Genomic DNA, 20,619 nt, shown 5'->3' with positions numbered 1-20,619 from the left:
GAAACCCTTCAACTGGAGAAAATGCAGTTAGAGGAGAATATATCAGAGCTGCAATCGACTCAACAAGATCAGGAAAGTCAAAAAGTATTGATCACAGAATTGCAGGCAAAGAATCTTGAGCTTGAAAGTGCAAATAAGATTCTCCAGGAGCGGATATCTCAATTTGAGAATCGTGATGGAGAGATTCATGAAATGCTTGATGAGGTATTGCAAATAGTAGAGGAAATGTAATGGAAACCGTTGAAGTCACGTTTTTGAATAAGAATTATTTTTATCAGAGTGATGAACCTGAAGCCTTTCGCAAGCTGTGCAAGAGATTAGCAGCAGAACTGGATCAGCTAATGGAGGAATATCCCTCTTTCAGCAGAGAACAGTTATTAATATTGTATATTTTAAGGCAGCAGGATAATCCAACAGGAGAACGTGTACAGCAACAACCCACAGAGCCCGATAAAGAAGAAATTGAAGATGAGCAATTGGGAGTAGATCTTGACGAGATTAATGAAATCTTGAACACAGATATCTAAATAATATAATGTGAAAAATTAACGCCTGCGGTATTCGTGATCTTAATTTGTTCCAGAACTGTTTTTAGAAAAGAGAATCGAGCCATCAGTGGCGCTCAAGCCGGACATGATTCGGATTTGTTAAGCTGATCCTAAGGTAGATACTCACCTTATTTCTGGTTCGAGAACACTTTTTACACGGTATCGCGGGTTAAATATAGCGAGGATCTTTATATGATATGGACTGCGATAGAAGGTTATGTATATGGGCTGGTAATTGGTGTATTAGTAATGATTTTGATAAGTTTTTTCAAGAAAACATTATCAAGTAAAAATATACTAAATGCCAATGAATTAGCGAAGAAGATTAAACACGATGCAGAGACTGAGGCACAGACGCTTAAAAAAGAAGCGGTACTGGAAGCCAAAGAAAAGTGGTATAAGCAACAGAAGAAATATGAAAAGGAAATAGAAGAGCGTAAAAAAGAGCTTCTTGCCCTTGAGAAAAAACACAATGATCGAATAGTTTCACTTGATAAACGTCAGGAATCCTTAGATAAGAAAGATAGTAATATTCAGGATTTTGAAAAACGTCTCAAAAACCAGGAGAAAGAGATTGCTGAACGCAAAGAACATCTGGAATCACTGATTGTTCAGCAGACAGAGAAATTATCAGAAATAGCTCGCTTAACCCCAGAGGAAGCAATTCAGATATTAAAGAACAACCTTAAGAATAAAGCCCGAAATGAAGCAGCCAAGGAAGTTCGAAGAATATTGGATGAAACACGTCTGGAAGCAAGTCAACTTTCAGCAAAAATTCTGGCAAATGCAATTCAGCGAATTTCATTAGACTATATATCAGAAACTACTGTAGCAGTAGTTTCCTTACCAGACGATGAGATGAAGGGTAGAATTATTGGACGTGAAGGAAGAAATATCAGAACATTTGAAAAAGCATCAGGTGTGGATTTGATCATTGATGACACTCCAGAAGCTGTTGTGCTAAGCTGTTTTGATCCTGTACGTCGTGAAATTGCCCGCAGGTCACTTGAGAAATTAATTACTGATGGTAGAATACATCCAGGAAGGATCGAACAGGTTATTGAGAAAATGACCAAAGAAATGGATGATAACCTGGTGAAAATTGGTGAAGAAGCCTGCATGGAAATGAATATTCATAATATTTCAGCAAATATAGTAAAATTATTAGGAAGACTACGTTTTCGTACCAGCTATGGTCAAAATGTCTTACAGCATTCAAAAGAAGCTGGCTGGATATGCGGTATCCTGGCGGCTGAGCTGGGACTTAATCAGGAATTAGCTCAAAGATGTGGATTTTTGCATGATATCGGCAAGGCAATAGATCATGAATATGATGGTTCACACGCTTCTCTAGGAGCAAATGTAGCAAAGAAAAATGGTGAGAGCAAAATTGTGATCAATTCGATTGAAGCTCATCATGAAGAAGTTGAATATGGCAGTGTTTATGCTGTGCTTACCCAGATATCTGATGCTGTCTCCGGTGCAAGACCCGGAGCCCGTAGAGAAATGCTGGAAACCTATATGAAGCGTTTGGAAAAGATGGAAGGGATAGCTAATGCCATTGAAGGCGTAAACAAATCCTTTGCCATTCAAGCTGGTAGAGAATTAAGGATCATAGTGGATCCCACTACAGTAGATGATGAAAAAACTGCTTTCATAGCAAGCGATATAGCGGAGAAAATTGAAGCTGAGATGCAGTATCCTGGACAGATTAAAGTGATCTGCATCCGCGAGATGCGTCAATCTTCTATAGCCAGATGATAAGATTCCTTTTTCTGGGAGATATATTTGGTCGCAGTGGCAGAGAAATAGTGAAAGCTGAGCTGCCTTCTTTGAAAGAGGAGTTTAAGGCAGATTTCTGCATTGCAAATTGTGAGAATATTGCTTCGGGGAGAGGGATTACAGAAAAAACGGTGAAAGAACTCTTTGAAGCAGGAATAGATGCCTTTACTGGAGGAAATCATCTTTGGGACAAAAAAGATGCTATTCCATATTTGAGTAAAGAGAAGCGAATTGTTAAACCTTTAAATTATCCAGAAGCTGCCATTGGCAGTCCCTGGTGTATATTAGAAAAGAATTCAGTAGAAAAACTGGCAATTGTGTGCCTTACTGGTCAGGTATTTATGCAACCTTGCGATTCTCCATTTACTATAATTGACAAATATTTACCTCAAATTCAGAAAGAAACTAGAGCAATACTTGTAGATTTCCATGCTGAAGCAACTGGTGAAAAAAGGTCATTTGGATTTCATCTGGATGGGAAGGTGAGTGCCGTTTTAGGAACTCATACTCATATCCAGACAGCAGATGAAGAATTACTTCCAGCAGGAAGTGCTTATATCACAGATGTTGGCATGAACGGTGCACATGATTCTATAATTGGAGTAAAAAAAGAATTGATCCTGCAGAAAACTCTGACTGGCATGCCCGTAAGATTTGAACCTGCATCAACCGGTAATCAAATTAATGCTGTAATGGTTGAGATCGATCCCGAAACGGGCAAAGCCAATGATATAATAAGGATCAAACGAAAACTGGATTAGGCAAATGGCAGAACTATTAAAGGCAAAACCTGTATTATCAAAAATTTATACTCAATTACAGCTTGATATTGATTCATTGAATAAAAAGCCATGTCTGGAAATTATCCTTATTGGAGAAGATGCGGCAGCAGAATGGTATGTGAGCAATCTTCAGAAAAAGGGAACCAAATATGGCGTACAGGTAAATCTGAGAAAATTTTCAGTTGATTTAACGCAAGAAGAGCTGGAAAATCAGATTACAGAATTGAATAATGATGATGATATTGATGGAATAATGCTGCAGAAACCTCTTCCTGAGCAGATAGATGAACATGTGATCAATTCACTCATAAAACCTTCAAAGGATGTAGATGGTTTTCATCCTATAAATTTAGGTAAATTGATGCTTGAGCAACCTGCATTACTTCCCTGTACACCTCAAGCAGTGATTGAGATCATAAAATTTTATCAGATTGAAACAACAGGAAAACATATTGTAATCCTGGGTCGCAGTAATATTGTGGGTAAACCACTGGGATTATTACTTCTCAGTAAAACCCCTCAGGGCAATGCGACAGTAACAATCTGCCACAGCAAGACACAGAATCTGTCTGCTGTAACTCAGCAGGCTGATATCCTGATTGTTGCTATTGGTAAAGCAGAATTTGTCAAACCGGAAATGATCAAGGAAAATTCGATAATAATTGATGTGGGAACGAATCTGATGGTAGATGCTGAGGGTAATGAGAAATATGTAGGTGATGTGGATGCTGAAGCTGTATTTAATAAAGCATTTGCTCTAAGTCCTGTACCAGGTGGTGTAGGATCTGTTACAACTGCATTACTGCTTGCTAATGTGGTAAAATCGGTAAAACTAAGACAGAAAAAATTATTTTATTGACGTGATATTGGTAATCAGTAAATTCTACATGATATGTAATAGAAAGTATTAATTAGTATATTCAGGAGGATAAATGATGATTAGTAAAAGGATTATCTTCTTTGCTCTGATGATCGTAGTTTTATTAGTTGTAAGTTGTGGTCGCGAAGGTGATCAAAACCCTAATGCTGAACCAGTTATTTATATTACTTCTTATGGTGGAGTAGATTCTTTAACAGCAATTGGAGACTCAATAGTTTTCCAACAAACAATTTTTTGGGAAGCTTATGACTCAGATGGCTGGGTAGAAGCATTTGCCTACAGAATTTTGAATGAAGATGGACAGGCAATATCTACACCTGGCAATGACTACATTATTGGTGATTATGATGAAAATGGCGTAACAGATGAAGATGAAGGCTGGGTACTTCATTACAAAGCTGGGGCGGATGAATCAATACCACTTGGTGAACCGGAAGCTAATAAAACAGTTTGGACAGATGCTGTTTTTGCAGAAATAAACTTTCCTGCCAATGGTGAACAATTAATTAATAATGATGGATCTCCTCAGATTGACCCAATAACCGGAAATTTTGTTTATGCTCCCGTAACCAGCATTTTTGAAATTATGTGTATGGATGATCGGGGAGGGGTATCTGATATTTTCCGCCGTTATTACAAATCTACTTCAAAAACACCCTCAATTCTCGCAGTGGAATCCACACAGGGTCCCATTGATGGGAGACGCATTGGAACTGGTGTGATCTTGAAATTCAGAATTAGTGATACTGATCCATTAATTGGAGATGAACCAAATTATTTTGAATTTAAATTACAAATCAAAAATAATGATGGAAGCGTGGTCAGTGAAGCAGATGGTGGATATGATGATGTATGGCACAGTACTCGATTCCAGGAGGAAGTAACTGAATTTCTATTAATCCCTGAAGCAGCAGCAGGTCCAGAAGATCCTGGTCCGTTTATTATAAATAACACTCTTGATCCCAGCAATGAAGAAGCATTCTTGGATTCTACATATATAACCGTAAAAGCTTATGACCTGGCAGGGATTCAATCTCAAGAAATGACAATAAAGTTTGCCGTCAAAGAAGGATTTTATCCTGGCTCATTAATTTACTCTGGTTTTGATCCCAATGGAGATGGCAAACCAAGTTATACTTACAATGATATTTTTGCCTTAGGTGAATATCATTATTCCAGCAGAAAAGCTGAATTCCTGAGTACTATTGACGTTCCTGAAGAAGTAACTATTGATGGATATCGTTATGGTTTACCACTCTGGATTGATAAAGACAGTGTTTTCACAGCGATCAATAGTCCAGATTTAAAAATTTACATGCACTGGGGATTCCAGGGCGAATATGGAGAAATTGGACAATCTACAACAACCGTAACTAATTCACCTTACAATCAGCGTGTAGGATTGGTTCTAGATGAAGACACCCAGGAGATATATTTCTCCGAATTAAAATTCTTTGACCTTCAGTTGGATGGAGAGCCATATCACTATGCTCCACTTGCTGGTGTTGTAGATACCTATTATGATGATCTAGGCGGCTGGACACGTATTCCTGTGGGAGCTGAGATTGATCAGAATACAATTTTGTTTGAGATGGAAACTGGAATACACAGCTTTAAAGTAAGAGCTGTTGACCTTTCCAATATTGGTGATCCCACACCAGCTGAAATGAGATTCAATATAGTGGAACCTATCCAAAATGCTGATAAAGCTCATAAAATTCTGATCATTGATGATGATGATGATGCTAATATTTTTGCACCGGATGATATACTGGACGCATTTTATTTAGAAGCATTATCAGATTATACTGGTACTATTGATACTTATGATCTGTGGGATTCTTCGGTTAGTGGTCAAGAAGTAAAAACTTATAACTCTCTTCTTCACTTTGATCTGGATGCTATATGTCCAATCGATCTGCAGGATTATGAATTAGTGATCTATCATAGTGATAAACCAACCGGTGGTACTAATTTCTATAAGAATAATGATTGCCTGAAAATATTTTATGAGTTAGGTGGAGACTTAATAGCCTGTCTGGCAAACAATGCTTACAGTGCCTATAATGGCTGTAACAATAATTCCTACTACCTGCTGGAAGACAATTTTGGGATTCCCATGAAAATTTATACAGAAGATCCTGATATGGTTATCCAAATCTCTCAAAGTAATTTTACAAACCCATTTATGATTGGTTCTTCCCCTGTATCACCTTATACAACACAGCTTGATCTGGAACTTGATCCAGAAAAAGTCTGGAATAGCTTAGTTAACACTGCTCAAGGTCTGGGACCTTGTAGTTATTTTGCTGAAGACTTATTTGAAGAAGATCCAGAAAATCCATTTATCATACCGCCTGTTCCTATCTGCAGATATATCTGCAAGGCAATAGATGCCCCGGTTTACCCACCAACTCAGGAACAATTTGACCTTTACAACGATCAGGTAGTTGGTATCAAGCATATTACAGAAACAAACTCAAACTATATGTTTGGCTTTGGATTACCATATATGCAGGTAGAAGAGGTGAAAGTAATGTTCAATGAAATTCTTTCAGAATTAGGATTATAAATAAAATTTTTATTATCTATATTTAAAGCCTGCTCATATGAGCAGGCTTTTTTTATTGACTGACAAGTAATTAATTTGAAATGTGAATGTGGAGGTGAAAAAATGTTTAAGATCATTCTATTATGCTTTTTAGTGATTTTAATTTTAAGCTGCACAGCAGGATCTAATGAATTTACTACCCAAAAAGGTAATGATGCCGGATTCTTTAAAGGATTCTGGCATGGTTTAATAAGTATTGTTACTTTGATCATATCCCTCTTTACGGACAAGATATCAATATATGAAGTTCATAATGCCGGTTTTCTATATGATCTTGGCTTCTTGCTGGGTGCAGGGACACTTACCGGAGGTACACTCTGGAGACGGAGAAAAAGAAGATAACTGCCACTCGAAAGATAATCCATATCGATATGGATGCCTTCTTTGCCTCGGTAGAACAAAGAGATCATCCTGAGTATAGAGGTAAAGCTATTGCTGTCGGTGGATTACCTGGCAGCAGAGGAGTAGTTTCCACCTGTTCATATGAAGCGCGCAAATATGGAATACATTCTGCGATGCCTTCCAGTCTGGCAATCAAGCTATGCCCTCATTTAATTTTTGTCCGTGGTAATTTTGAAGCTTACCGTGAAGCATCTCAAATTATGCGTAATATTTTTTATGAATATACTGATCTCGTGGAACCAGTATCCATTGATGAAGCTTATCTTGATGTTACAATTAATAAAAAGAGTAATCCCTCAGCCACGCATCTAGCAGCAGAAATCCGTCAAAGGATAAAGGTCGAAACTCAACTTACTGCTTCAGCCGGAGTATCCTACTGCAAATTTCTTGCCAAAATAGCATCAGATCTTGATAAACCAGATGGTCTGGTTGTGATAACTCCAGACAAAGCAGAATCAATTCTGGAAGCTTTGCCGATTGGAAAATTTCATGGTATCGGCAAAGCTACTGAAGAGAGGATGAAGAACCTGGGAATAAATAATGGTAAGGATCTCAAAACTAAAAGCCTTAATGTATTACTGAAGCATTTTGGTAAAGCAGGAAGATATTACTATAATATTGTGCGTGGCATTGATAATCGGGAAGTTGTCACCAGTCGTATCCGTAAATCTATCAGCATGGAAAGGACTTTTTCTGATGATATCAAAGATCTTTACCAGCTAAGTCACTATTTGGAGACTCTTTCTGATAGTCTTTCTGTCAAAATGAAAGAAAAGGGATTCAAAGCCTGGACTCTTACGGTAAAACTTAAGTATGCTAATTTTGAGATTGTTCAGAAAAGCTGTACTGCTCGAAGGTCATTTGATGAGCAGGAGATCATGTTGAAACAGGCTCGAAATTTATTAGCATCGCTATATGACAAATCAAGATCTGTTAGATTAATCGGTATGGGGCTAAGTAATCTTGACTGGAATGAACAAAAAAAGGATAGACAATTAATCCTGCCATTCTTTGATTGTAAGGAATATGTAAGTATAAGTAGTAAGGATATAATTTTTTGATAAAAATTTAAAAGGAGATTAAGATGGATTGGACATTATTAGGTTTTATTTTGTATTTAATAGTCATCCTTTATGTAGGATTTCGAACTTATCGAATCAATAAAAGCTACAAAGATTATTTTATTGCCGGCAGAAAACTTAATCCCTGGGTTGTAGCATTTTCTGAAAGAGCATCTTCGGAAAGTTCATGGCTGATACTGGGATTACCTGGAGCCGCATTTGCGCTTGGCTTTGTGGAGATATGGTCAGCTTTGGGCTGTACACTCGGAGTGATAGCAAGCTGGACTTTTGTAGCAAAACCGCTAAGGATTGAAACGGAAAAGTATGATGCGATTACTTTGCCCGACTATTACGCCGAAAAATTTGGAAATGATACCACAATTCGCCTGATCGCTGCTATTATAATTGTTTTCTTCTTTTTGTTTTATCTTGCTGCTCAATTTAACGGAGCAGGAAAAGTATTTAATGTCACCTTTGGCATCCCGCATGTGTGGGGTATGATACTGGGTGCAGTAATTATAGTTTTTTATACAATGCTGGGTGGGTTTTTCGCTGTTGCCTGGACAGACTTGATCCAGGGAATAATCATGATCGGAGCATTGGTGATCCTCCCATTAGTTGGCTTGATCGAATTAGCTCAACATGGCACTAATCTGGCTGATGCAGTTTCCTCCAGTGGAAGCAATTTTACTAGTTTAACTGGTGGTAAAATTGGCTGGGCTGCTGTGGCTGCCGTTATTGCAGGATTGAGCTGGGGTCTGGGATATATGGGACAACCTCATCTGGTGACCAGATTTATGAGTATCCGCAGTGCAGACGAAATTAAAATCAGTAGAAGAATTGCCATTGTGTGGGCAATACCTGCCTTTGCTGGAGCTATATTGATAGGACTTTGCTTCCTTGCTCTCAAAAATAATGGCTTCTTTGAAGGAATTGATCTCAGTGATCCGGAAATTGTGATGCCTTTATTTACTAAGACTATTTTACCTGCCTGGCTAGCTGGAATATTTATCTCTGGAGCAGTTGCTGCAATGATGTCAACTGCAGATAGTCAGCTTCTGGTGATCTCATCTTCACTTATCCAGGATATTTATCATAAAGTAATGAAGAGCAAAGTTTCTGATGAAAAATTACTCTATCTTAGCAGAATTATTACAGTACTCGTGGGTATTATTGGATTTATAATTGCTCTCACTTCCACAAAACTGATCTATCAATTAGTCTCCTATGCCTGGTCAGGGCTGGGCTCATCCTTTGCTCCCACCCTGCTGCTTATTCTGTATTGGAAAAAAACTACTAGCCAGGGAGTGATAGCTGGAATGCTCACGGGATTTATTACTACAATTATCTGGACTGAGATAGCGGCTCTCAATTCCTTTATCACTGTTAGATTTGTTTCATTTATTCTGGCTCTGATAGTCACTTGGATTGTTTCGTTATTTACTTATAATAAAGGAAAGGTGGCTGCTTAAATGCCTAAATTGAAATTTATTGACTTCGATCAAAATATTAATGAATATGTTGCTGCTGAATACAAATCCGCTAGCACATTGTTTTTGTGTCCCAATCACGCCTCTCTTAAGGAGCTGAAGCAGGAATACCAGCAATATTGCTCTTTTAATAATAGTACTTTTCTAACCATGGATAATTTCAAAATGCAGTGTATGGATCAGTCAATTCCCATTTTGAAAGACGAAAAAAGAGTTCTGGCATTTTATGCTGCTCTCAAACCTGCTTACAGGGAACAATTTCATCTTAACAGCTACTTTCAATCAGTTACTTTTGCTTACGACTTTTTTACCTTTTTTGATGAACTGGCAGAAGAGATGAAATCAATAGATGAGATCCCAGCTATTTTAGCAACAAATAAAACTGCTCAGAACTGGCAGGAAGATACTTATAATATCCTGCTTAAAATACGTGATGATTATCTGCAGTATATCCAGCAAAGCAATTTCATTGACCCAATTTTCATTAAAAATATTGCTAATGTAAACACTGAATGGTTAGACAGTTTTCGATATATAGTCGTACTTAATCAATTTTATTTTACTGCTCTGGAAAAAGAGCTGCTGCCGGATGCAAACACAATTATCTACCTGCAGATCCCAGAAGAAATTTATGATAAAAATAAGCTGTCATGTCTTCCCGAATTCAATGCCAGCCATCTCTCTAAATATCGTACTACTTCAATATATAATCACATCTATTCGGATGAATTTTCCCTGAAACGCGCTCTGTTTGAGAAGCTGGATGCTATAGAATCAGATCTGATCATAGATTTTGGGCTTATGCAGCAGCATCTTGACAAATATGATTGCCGTCACCTTCTGGGAGGGAATAACTCTATTGAATTTTCTCATTCTTCACTGTTCCAGTTGCTCGAGCAATTTCATGCCCTGCTGGCAGGAATTATCTACAAAGATTCTAGATATCTCCTAACTGTGAATTCTCTCATCTCTAGTTTTAGTAATAATAATTTCATCAAACCATTCCTCCTTCACTGCTATCCTGATCTTGAGAATGACCAGATCATACAATATCAGGAAAAACTGCTGAATTTTATCTATTACCTTGCTGATCTTGATTATAAATATTTTCCTCTGTCTGGTTACATACCTAATATTTCCGTTGATCCTGAACTAAAGACCATTTTTTCGAAACTAAAACTGATATTGGATAATTTCTCCTCAATAGCCACTATAGATAATATTATATCTGCAATCACTTCCTCTGATTTCATCCTGCCGGATGAGATCATCACACCTCATGAAAATCAATATACTGACCTGATAGAAGTTTATTATAATTTATTAGAAGATTTTGCCAGCCTTGATATCATTGATCTGATCTCAGACTGGAATAATGTTTTCCCTTTAATGTCTTATAATGGATATTATTCCGGGTCTCAGTTTCTCAGGCTTTTCCTGGAATTTGCCAAATCCAAAACTTACCGATATTCCACATCTCAGCCTTCCAGTACTCCCGTCCATTATTCTTCTCTACATAACACCCGAAATCTACAATTTGATAATATTGCAATTATCGATACAATTGAAGGCGTTATTCCTCCCACTCGTCAAACTCCCTTCCTGTTAAATGAAGCTCAACGAAAAAGTCTCGGACTGAAAACTTTTCAGGATATTCTACTTCGTGAAAAATATTATTTCTTCCGAATAATTGCTCAGGCAAAAAATGTCCATTGCTTCTCTCGAACTAATCTTGAAGATAGAACTGAGATCAGCTCTTTTCTGGAAGAACTCAGACTTAAATTACCTGAATTATTTCGTCAAGACCCAATAACACAATCTGCCCTTTATCAGGATCATTGCAGATCATTGTTACCACCAGTTAAGCAGGATAGCACGGCTCCAACAATACCAGATAATTTCCTTTCCCTGCCCTTCCGAAAAAAATCTGATCTGAAAGATGGAAATTTCTATCTCAGCCCCAGCAATATTCAAAAGGTCATTGAACAGCCATTTAACTACTACCTGGATAACATGCTTTATCTCAAAAAGCGTGAACTGGAAATTGAAATGGACTATTCTCCCACGCAAATAGGAAATCTGGTGCATCAGGCTTTTAATGACATGTGGGAACGCATTATTGAGATCAAAGCTGCTCAGAAAGGTCAGCAACCATTTATGTATAATCAGGAAAATTATGCCAGCCGTGCCCTTGATCATCTGCTGATGAATAATCCCCAGATAATGCTGCAAAAACCTCATAATTATTCTGATCTCTATTTTGTGAAAGTGATCAAGCCTTTGATCCATAATTCTTTGATCAATTTCCTGCAATTATGCGATGAGAAATATTCTGGGATTGCAATCAATATAATACCTGAAAAACCAGGCAATAACCAGCAGAAGCAACTAATGGAAATAAATGGGATTCCAGTGATTCTCAAAGGACGTGCTGATCTAAGAATTGAACTCTCCTCCACTCGGCAAAATCATATCTATGATTATAAATCCGGTAAACATAATTCCTCTAATAAAGAAACCTATAATACCCAATTGATCATGTATGAACACCTTTATTATTCTGATGATGACCAGGTTCAATCATGGCTTTATTTCACCACTGACCAGAAACTTGAACCTGTTAACCTTAAAAATATTTCCAAAGCAGAATATTACAATAGTAAACTGGACGCCCTGAAATCTGCTTTGAAAACTATTTTTGATTCCTACTTCCTGCCCGGTGAGAAAAAAGACCCCTATGAAGACGATGACATTTCCAGAAAGCAATTATTAAAATTGCACAGGAGCAAAGCATGATCCAGAATATCCTCACCCCGAATATCATCCGCGCCAGCGCTGGTACAGGTAAAACCTATCGTTTATCTCTGGAATATATTGCTCTGCTGCTAAAGCTCAAAGAAGAGATCAAATTTCAGGAAATACTCGTGATCACCTTTACTAAAAAAGCTACTGCTGAAATACGTCAGAGAATTATCGAATTCCTGCACGAACTGATCACTGATGGCAATTCTGCTGCTGATCTCAAAGCCAGTCTTCTCAAGAATTATGAGGATCTTGATTTTTCACCTGAAAATATTAAATATCTATCCTCTGTTTACCAGGATATCATCACTAATAAAAGCCTCCTGAATATCTCCACCCTGGATTCATTTATCAACACAATTTTTAAATCACTCATTGCACCTTATCATAATATCTCCGGATATGCTATCGATCCTCTTATCAATGATGATATTCTACCCGAAATTTATGATTCTATCCTCAGTGATAAATACTTCCCCCTTCTGGAAAATATCTTCCAAAATAAACTTAGCAGAAATATTTCTGCTTATGATAAATTTATCAAAGCCATTCTTGATAACCGCTGGCTCTTTGAATTTTATTATAACTCTCAGATCCCTGATCTTGATCACATCACTCTGGCGGAAACTGCCTATGATCAATTTACTCACATGGCTCAGGATTTCTGCCAGCGCTTTTCTCTGATCATCAACTCCCACTATCAGGATAAAACCTGGAAAAAAGTCTTTGCCATAAATTGGTATAATGCCCTAAATGAAGATGACAAACTTCAGACTCTTTCCCACGCGGATATTGGTGAACATATCTTATCATTCCTGATGAATATGGATTTCTTACTTCATCAATATCCCCTCCTTGGAAAAACAAAGAATATCTGGCATGGTGGAAGTATTTTCAATAAAAAAACTGAGGTTGACCTTAAAAATGAAATGCTTGAATTGCAGGAAAACTTACTTTCAGCCTGGAGAAATTTACTCTTTTATCAACTGGTGATCCCTGAACACAAGGAAATACTTGAGCTCAGCAATGTTATCTTCCAGAAATATGACCAGATCAAGTTCCGCGATAAAATTCTCACCTATAATGACCTCGCTGCCTATACCTGGAAATATCTCTATGATCCAGAAATTTCCATTATTGATCAAAATGAAGTGCTTAATTTATTTTACGAGCAGCTCTCCTATCGCATCAAATTTATCCTCATTGATGAATTTCAAGATACCAGTATTCTCCAGTGGAATATATTCGCTCCGCTTATCAAGGAGATCACTTCCGGAAACAGCAGTAGCGAACTTGGCAGTTTCGCTGTAGTAGGTGATGAGAAACAGGCTATCTATTCCTGGCGTTCAGGTGAACGTGAACTGCTTCTGAATATGGAATCTCTGATCAAGGTAAAATTCCGTAAGAATGAATTGAAAACTTCCTACCGCAGCAGTAAAGCAGTTATCGCGTTTGTTAATCTGCTGTTTACTGATGATTATTTCATAACTAAACTTAAAGAATCAAATCTTAAATGGGATTATACTGAAGTAAATATAATAAAAGAAGAACCGGGTTATACTCATCTCCAGATTGAGAATCTTTCCAGTGAGCCTGATGATTTTGAATTCCGGGATAAGGTTAAAGAATTTATCCAGAATATCTACCTGCCTGCTATAGAGAATAAAACCCTATCTCCCGCAGATACTGCTATCCTCACCCGCACCCACAAAGAAATGAACACTATCGCTGAAGTTCTCCGCGAGCTGAAGATTGATTATATTGATGAATCCAGCCTGACCATTATCGCTCATCGTGCCGTGAAACCCGTAATGGCTCTGCTGAACTGGTTCAATAATCTCGATTTCTACAGCTTGATCATTTTCCTCCGCAGTGATGCCATCCTTCTGGATTCAGAACTTCTCAAAGATATTCTGGTTTTATGGCAGGATTGCAAAACCGATAACAATGCCTTTTGTCAAAATCTCTATGAAAAATTCTCCCAGCTCTACCCCATCAAGATCATCTCAAGGCTGCATGATCAAATCACGGAACCTCTTAAGCTCATTAAAAATATTTATCAAGAATTCAATCTTACCAATATTTTTGATCAGGAAACTGATTATGCTAATATTACTAAATTCCTCGACCTCATTGCTGATTTCCTGGCAACGAATCTTAATTACACCCACGATCTCGGCGGATTGCTGCGCTATCTCAATGACAGTAAGGATTCCGAAACTTTTATTCAAGCTGGCATTCAAAAACAGGATGTACTCAAAATCATCACAATTCACAAATCAAAAGGTCTGGAATTTGATACAGTTATCCTCATTCATAACTGCCCAAAAAATAGATCACATTTATCTGAACTCTCAATTTATCCTAAATATAATAAAGATTTCTCAGCCTTAGATGGCTGCTTATTCACTTATAACTACCAGTCACTTATTAAAAAATCACCTGCCAATGCCCTGCTGCAAATGCAGGAATCACGCCAGAATGTGGAAGATATTAATGTCTGGTATGTTGCCCTCACCCGAGCAAAACGAAATCTTTATGCCCTTTTTACTTATAATATCAAAAAAGGTCTGGAAAAATATATTGATGGTTTCCAACCGGATAATCCTGATATTAATAAATTGATGATTGGCTCAATAGTAAACGCCTTTGCAGACGAAAGCTCCTCTGAACAGAATTCACTGATCATTAAGACCGGAACACCTGAGAAGTATGATACTTCCAAAGAAGACACATCAGAGATTTTTTCTGCATCCCAGGATATCTCTAAATGGTTCTCACCTCCCCCTGAAGATTACTTCCAGCTAAAAGAAAACTGGCAGGATAAAATCTCACCCCATGATCTGAAAAAACTTGCCCATGCCAAGGTCTTGGGTAATATCGCTCATTACTATCTTGAGCAGATAACCTTTGATTCTCCTGCTGCGCGCCAGAAAGCTCTCACACTCACCCTTGCTTTCTATGGCAGTCTGGTCACCAGCCAGCAAATTAATGCTGTTGTTGAAAAAACTAAGGCCGTTATGCAAAAGTATTCACATCTGTTTGACCCTTCTCAATGGGATCAGGCTTATTGTGAATGGACAGTATTCGATAAATTTCATAATGAATACCGCATTGACCGTCTGCTGGTGAGTCATCAGCGTAAGGAAATTCAGGTTGTGGATTATAAAACCGGTGAAATAACTGATAAAGACCAAATCAGTAAATATAATAAATTGATCAGTGAAATACCATTTGTCAAAAACCAGGGATACACCCTGTTAGATGGCATTTTCCTGAAAATAGAACTTTAATAAATATAGATTCAGGAGGATAATTAATATGAGTAAACTCATGGTCTCAGTTTCAGGAGTTCGTGGTATCTTTGGTGAAACCATCAATCCTGCCATAATTCAGCATTTCTCTGCCCGGTTCGGTATCTTTTCCCAGCGGGGAAAGATAATTATCGGCAGAGATTCCCGTACTACAGGTCTCGCTCTACAAAACGCTGTAATCTCGGGCTTATTAGGTGTTGGCTGCGATGTGGTTGAGCTGGGGATTGTCTCCACTCCCACCGTTCTGATGGCAGTGGAAAATGACCCTGATGCTCAGGGTGGGATTGCCATCACTGCCTCCCATAATCCAGCTCAATGGAATGCTCTAAAATTCGTGGGTGCTAATGGTATGTTCCTTTTCCCCGAAAACGCTGATGATTTCCTGAATAATCTCAATCAACCAGTGGAATGGACTACCTATGATAAGATCGGGAAACTCTCCCAATATAATGATGCCATCCCTGACCACATAGATAAGATATTGGCAATACCTTATCTGGAGGCAGATAGGATACGTACCAGAAAGTTCAAGGTGGTGATTGATTCCGTTAATGGTGCCGGTGGTTTGATCTCTCCTCGATTGCTCAAGGAACTTGGCTGCGAAGTAATAGAGATAAATTCGGAACCCACCGGAATATTCGCACATTCACCCGAACCACTTAATCAGAATCTTACCCAGCTACAGGAGGCTGTACGTAAACATAAAGCAGACGTTGGCTTTGCCACTGATCCCGACGTGGATAGACTCAGCATTATTGATGAAAATGGCGAGTGCCTCGGTGAAGAATTCTCACTCCTGCTGGCAGAAAACTTCATTCTTGCCCAAACTCCAGGGACTGTAGTTACTAATCTATCTTCATCCATGGCATCTGAAGATATTGCCGCAAAATATGGTGCCTCTGTTATCAGAACCCGCATTGGTGAGATCAATGTCGGCAAGAAAATGATGGAACTGGGTAGCCCCATCGGTGGCGAAGGAAATGGTGGTATTATCTGCCCGGATGTTCATTATACTCGTGACGCTCCTGCCGGTATTGCCATAATCCTTGCGTATATGGCTCAAAAATCTCTTCCTGTGAGTAAACTCGCTGCTTTGATACCACGATACTATTTCGCCAAAAATAAGGTCAAAGTGATGCCGGATCAACTTGATCAGGTTATGGCTCAAGCAGAAGTTTTTGCCCAAAATAAAAATGTCGATAGAACTGACGGTATCAAGATCATTGCCCCTGACCACTGGATACATATCCGTAAAAGCGGCACTGAACCCATCGTTAGAGTCTATGTAGAAAGCACTTCCATTGAAAATAGCTCCCAGATCTGCCAGGATACTATCGATTTCCTCATCAAAGATATTAAATAGCTTAAAAACTGATAAGTAAATTTTAATCCAAGACCAGGGACCCGTTGTATCAAGACCATCCCTGGTCTTGCCTCCTGTCCCCCACCCAGAGCAGGGATGCTCTAGTTACAATGAGCACCCCCAGCATCTCGTCGCCTCAAATCCCACCCATATTCCCTCAAAACCCCCACCACAAGTCTCCCCGCAGCTATAGATATCCTCCTTAGTTTCCGGACAGACGACGGCATAACATTATGATGTTATGCCGTCGTCTGTCCGGGAAATCTATTGCTTCTCTCGGATTCTAAGTTGATGAAATGGAGGTATTTTCTGAGAGGGTTGATTATAGGTTTTATAGGATCCTATAAAACCTATACAATGCGATTGCTGATGCTTCTCGGGATATATAGATTTAAGGTGAAGACAATGCGAGCAGGTATATATAATACTATTACTGAAAATTAGCATGCATCCTTATATTATATAGGGTTTTATATGATATACTTACATGATACAGTAGTATGTACTATGTCTAAGTAGTATTATATCAGGGATATAGATTTGCCAAATACAATAATAATCAACATCTGAGCTTAAAAGTTTATTTTTGGGATTAAATGGTTTAAACGGCTTTATAAAGGGGATAAAAAAAGTTTTAAAGGTCATTTTAATAGCTGAATTTCAGATGGAATCTATAAAGTATTATATTACAGTAAGATATGACCTTTAAAGCAGGAGAGGTGAGATTGGCATAAAAGAGGGCTAACTTATTAATATAATTAATATTTGACATCATTTGAGAAACAGATAAAATGACCCTTGAAATAATAAGTTAGAAATTCACTTAATTTGAGGTGAAATTTCTGTGAGGAGCATATGACTGATAATAATTATGATGCCAGTAATATCAAGGTGCTGAAGGGACTGGAGGCAGTGCGGAAACGTCCTGCCATGTATATTGGCGGTACGACAGAGCGAGGGCTTCACCATCTGATCTATGAAGTAGTAGATAATAGTATTGATGAGGCTTTAGGTGGATTTTGTGATCAGATTGACGTAATTATTCACCGCGATGGTTATGCCACTATCATTGATAATGGACGCGGTATTCCTGTAGAGATGCATAAAGTTGAAAAGATCCCGGCAGTAGAGGTGGTTATGACTGTATTGCATGCTGGTGGTAAATTTGACAATAAGTCCTATAAGGTATCCGGCGGACTTCATGGAGTTGGGGTTTCAGTGGTAAATGCGCTTTCAGAAAAACTGGAAGTATATATCAAGAAAAACGGTAAGCGCTATTTTCAAAGATACTGCAAAGGTATTCCAGAGACAAAGCTGGAAATCATTGAAGAGGGCATGGATCCAGAAGAAACTGGTACTATGGTTCGGTTCATACCTGACAACACAATCTTTGAGACGACAACATTCAGTTTTGATTATCTCAGTGTCCGTTTACGTGAATTGGCATTTTTGAATAGAGGTCTTAAAATCTCGTTAAAAGATGAAAGAACCGAAAAGACCCATGTATTTAAATATGATGGTGGTATAATCGAATTTGTGGCATATTTGAATACGAATAAAAAGCCCCTGGCTGCAGAACCATTATTCATAGAAGGTGGCAGGGATGATATTCATTTTGAAGTTGCTTTGCAATATAATGAAAGCTATCAGGAAAATATCCTGAGTTTTGCCAATAATATCAACACGATAGAGGGAGGAACACATCTAAGTGGATTCAAGGCAGCCCTCACACGTTCAGTAAACACTTATATCCGTAACGATACTTCGATGAGCAAAGAGAAAGTTATGCCTCAGGGTAGTGATATCAGAGAAGGAATTACGGCAGTAATATCTGTAAAAGTAGGAAATCCTCAATTTGAAGGGCAAACCAAGACAAAGCTGCAGAATTCAGATGTGGAAAGTGTTATCAGTTCAGTAGTATATGAAAAAATGATGACCTATTTTGAAGAACATCCTGTGGAAGCCAAGGCAATCTGCATGAAAGCACAATTGGGAGCTCGCAGTCGTGAGGCAGCCAGGAAAGCCAGAGAGCTTACCCGACGTAAATCAGTTCTTGAAAGTGGCAGCCTGCCAGGTAAGCTGGCAGATTGCTCAATTCAGGATCCCTCCCAGACTGAGATATTCCTGGTGGAGGGAGATTCTGCTGGTGGTTCTGCTAAGATGGGTAGAGACCGAACTTTTCAGGCGATCTTATCATTATGGGGCAAAATGCTGAACACGGAGAAAGCTCGCATAGATAAAGTATTGGGTAATGAGAAGATACATCCGATCATTCTGGCACTTGGTGCTGGAATAGGTCAGGAATTTGATATCAGCCGGCTGCGCTACAACAAAGTGATCATCATGGCGGATGCGGATGTGGACGGTCAGCACATTGCCACTTTGCTGTTAACTTTCTTTTTCCGTTACATGCGTCCATTGGTAGAAGAAGGTCATATATTTATAGCACGTCCTCCACTGTTTTTGATCCGCAAAGGCAAGAGCAAGCGATACGTGTATTCCATGGATGAACGCAATAAAGTAATAGAAGAATTTGGTGGTTCCAAGGGCTTGCATATCCAGCGATACAAAGGTTTGGGTGAGATGAATCCTGAGCAGTTATGGGAAACCACGCTTGATCCGGAACGCCGGATACTCACAGCCGTTCGCATAAATGACGCAATTGAAGCAGACCGAATGTTCACCATACTGATGGGTGAAGACGTGGAACCGCGCCGGGCATTCATCGAAGAAAATGCCGTATATGCGGAAATAGATGTTTAGGGGGATAGATGATACACGATAGATCAAGAATCGAAGCAATAGAAATAGACGAAGTATTAAAGAAAGCGTATCTGGAATATTCCATGAGCGTGATCGTGTCTCGGGCTCTGCCAGATGTGCGGGATGGTTTGAAACCTTCTCAACGGAGAATTTTATTTGCCATGCACGAACTGAACCTTACCCCTGGTAAAGGTTTTCGTAAATGTGCAAAAATCTCTGGTGATACTTCAGGTAATTATCATCCTCATGGTGAGCAGGTGATCTACCCGACCTTAGTGAGAATGGCACAACCCTGGAGTTTGCGCTATATGCTGGTAGATGGACAGGGTAATTTTGGTAGTCAGGATGGTGATCCACCTGCTGCCATGCGTTATACAGAAGCCAGACTGCAGAAAGCTGCAGTAGATTTGCTGGCTGATCTTGAAAAGGAAACAGTAGATTATCAGACAAACTATGATGACACCCGTCAGGAACCTAAAGTATTTCCTTCCAAGTTTCCTAATCTTATGGTAAATGGTTCTTCTGGAATAGCTGTGGGTATGGCAACGAATATGGCTCCCCATAATTGCAACGAAATCTGTGACGGCATTATTGCCATGGTAGATAATCCTGATATGGAACCTGCTGATCTGCGGAATTACGTACAAGGACCGGATTTCCCAACTGGTGGTTATATAATTGGCAAGAGCGGGATACGTGATTATTTTGAGACTGGTCATGGCAGAGTGATTTGTAGAGCCAAGGCAGGAATAGAGACCAAAAACAATGGTGCTGAATCTATTATCGTTACGGAAATACCGTATATGCTGAGCAAGACACTA

At 38.8% G+C, this 20,619-nt stretch carries 14 protein-coding genes and 1 other RNA gene; all 15 read left to right on the top strand.

Annotation, left to right across the window (positions count from 1 at the left end; all coding sequences use genetic code 11):
• A partial coding sequence (locus tag RAO94_04535) for a hypothetical protein (GenBank protein ID MDP8321602.1) occupies positions 1-231 on the top strand: 231 nt, incomplete at its 5' end.
• On the top strand, positions 231-527 hold the full coding sequence (locus tag RAO94_04530) for a hypothetical protein (protein MDP8321601.1): 297 nt from the start codon (positions 231-233) through the stop codon (positions 525-527). The genes RAO94_04535 and RAO94_04530, both read left to right, overlap by 1 nt.
• A 19-nt stretch (positions 528-546) precedes the next feature.
• Positions 547-723, top strand: a non-coding RNA gene (gene ssrS, locus RAO94_04525) — 6S RNA.
• A 17-nt stretch (positions 724-740) separates the two neighbouring features.
• The gene (gene rny / locus RAO94_04520; GenBank protein MDP8321600.1) at positions 741-2,309 is read left to right on the top strand and encodes a ribonuclease Y; all 1,569 of its coding nucleotides are present in this window, start codon (positions 741-743) and stop codon (positions 2,307-2,309) included.
• Positions 2,306-3,091, top strand: a complete 786-nt coding sequence (locus RAO94_04515; protein MDP8321599.1) for a TIGR00282 family metallophosphoesterase — start codon at positions 2,306-2,308, stop codon at positions 3,089-3,091. Before rny ends, RAO94_04515 begins: the two co-directional genes overlap by 4 nt.
• A gap of 4 nt (positions 3,092-3,095) precedes the next feature.
• A complete protein-coding gene (locus tag RAO94_04510; protein ID MDP8321598.1) occupies positions 3,096-3,971 on the top strand; it encodes a bifunctional 5,10-methylenetetrahydrofolate dehydrogenase/5,10-methenyltetrahydrofolate cyclohydrolase in 876 nt (291 codons plus the stop codon).
• 73 nt (positions 3,972-4,044) lie between these two features.
• On the top strand, positions 4,045-6,564 hold the full coding sequence (locus RAO94_04505) for a hypothetical protein (GenBank protein ID MDP8321597.1): 2,520 nt from the start codon (positions 4,045-4,047) through the stop codon (positions 6,562-6,564).
• A gap of 102 nt (positions 6,565-6,666) precedes the next feature.
• Complete coding sequence (locus RAO94_04500; GenBank protein ID MDP8321596.1) at positions 6,667-6,945, top strand: hypothetical protein; 279 nt, start codon at positions 6,667-6,669, stop codon at positions 6,943-6,945.
• Positions 6,946-6,959: 14 nt separating this feature from the next.
• Complete coding sequence (gene dinB, locus RAO94_04495) at positions 6,960-8,066, top strand: DNA polymerase IV (GenBank protein ID MDP8321595.1); 1,107 nt, start codon at positions 6,960-6,962, stop codon at positions 8,064-8,066.
• 23 nt (positions 8,067-8,089) lie between these two features.
• Positions 8,090-9,538, top strand: a complete 1,449-nt coding sequence (locus RAO94_04490) for a sodium/proline symporter (protein MDP8321594.1) — start codon at positions 8,090-8,092, stop codon at positions 9,536-9,538.
• Positions 9,539-12,352: a PD-(D/E)XK nuclease family protein gene (locus RAO94_04485; protein ID MDP8321593.1), complete on the top strand. Its 2,814-nt coding sequence runs from the start codon at positions 9,539-9,541 to the stop codon at positions 12,350-12,352.
• Positions 12,349-15,651: a UvrD-helicase domain-containing protein gene (locus tag RAO94_04480; GenBank protein ID MDP8321592.1), complete on the top strand. Its 3,303-nt coding sequence runs from the start codon at positions 12,349-12,351 to the stop codon at positions 15,649-15,651. The genes RAO94_04485 and RAO94_04480 overlap by 4 nt, the downstream gene beginning before the upstream one ends.
• A 28-nt stretch (positions 15,652-15,679) precedes the next feature.
• Positions 15,680-17,035 (top strand): phosphoglucosamine mutase, encoded by a 1,356-nt coding sequence (gene glmM, locus RAO94_04475; GenBank protein ID MDP8321591.1) that lies wholly within the window; start codon positions 15,680-15,682, stop codon positions 17,033-17,035.
• A gap of 855 nt (positions 17,036-17,890) precedes the next feature.
• Positions 17,891-19,798, top strand: coding sequence for a DNA topoisomerase (ATP-hydrolyzing) subunit B (gene gyrB / locus RAO94_04470; protein ID MDP8321590.1), 1,908 nt, complete (start codon positions 17,891-17,893; stop codon positions 19,796-19,798).
• Positions 19,799-19,806: 8 nt separating this feature from the next.
• Positions 19,807-20,619, top strand: an 813-nt coding sequence (locus tag RAO94_04465) for a DNA gyrase subunit A (protein ID MDP8321589.1), incomplete at its 3' end; no start/stop codon positions are given.

Origin of the sequence: Candidatus Stygibacter australis (assembly GCA_030765845.1) — a bacterium.
Classification (GTDB): domain Bacteria; phylum Cloacimonadota; class Cloacimonadia; order Cloacimonadales; family TCS61; genus Stygibacter; species Stygibacter australis.
The sequence above is the reverse complement of the archived record's forward strand: the minus strand, read 5'-3'. Positions and strand labels throughout refer to the sequence as shown.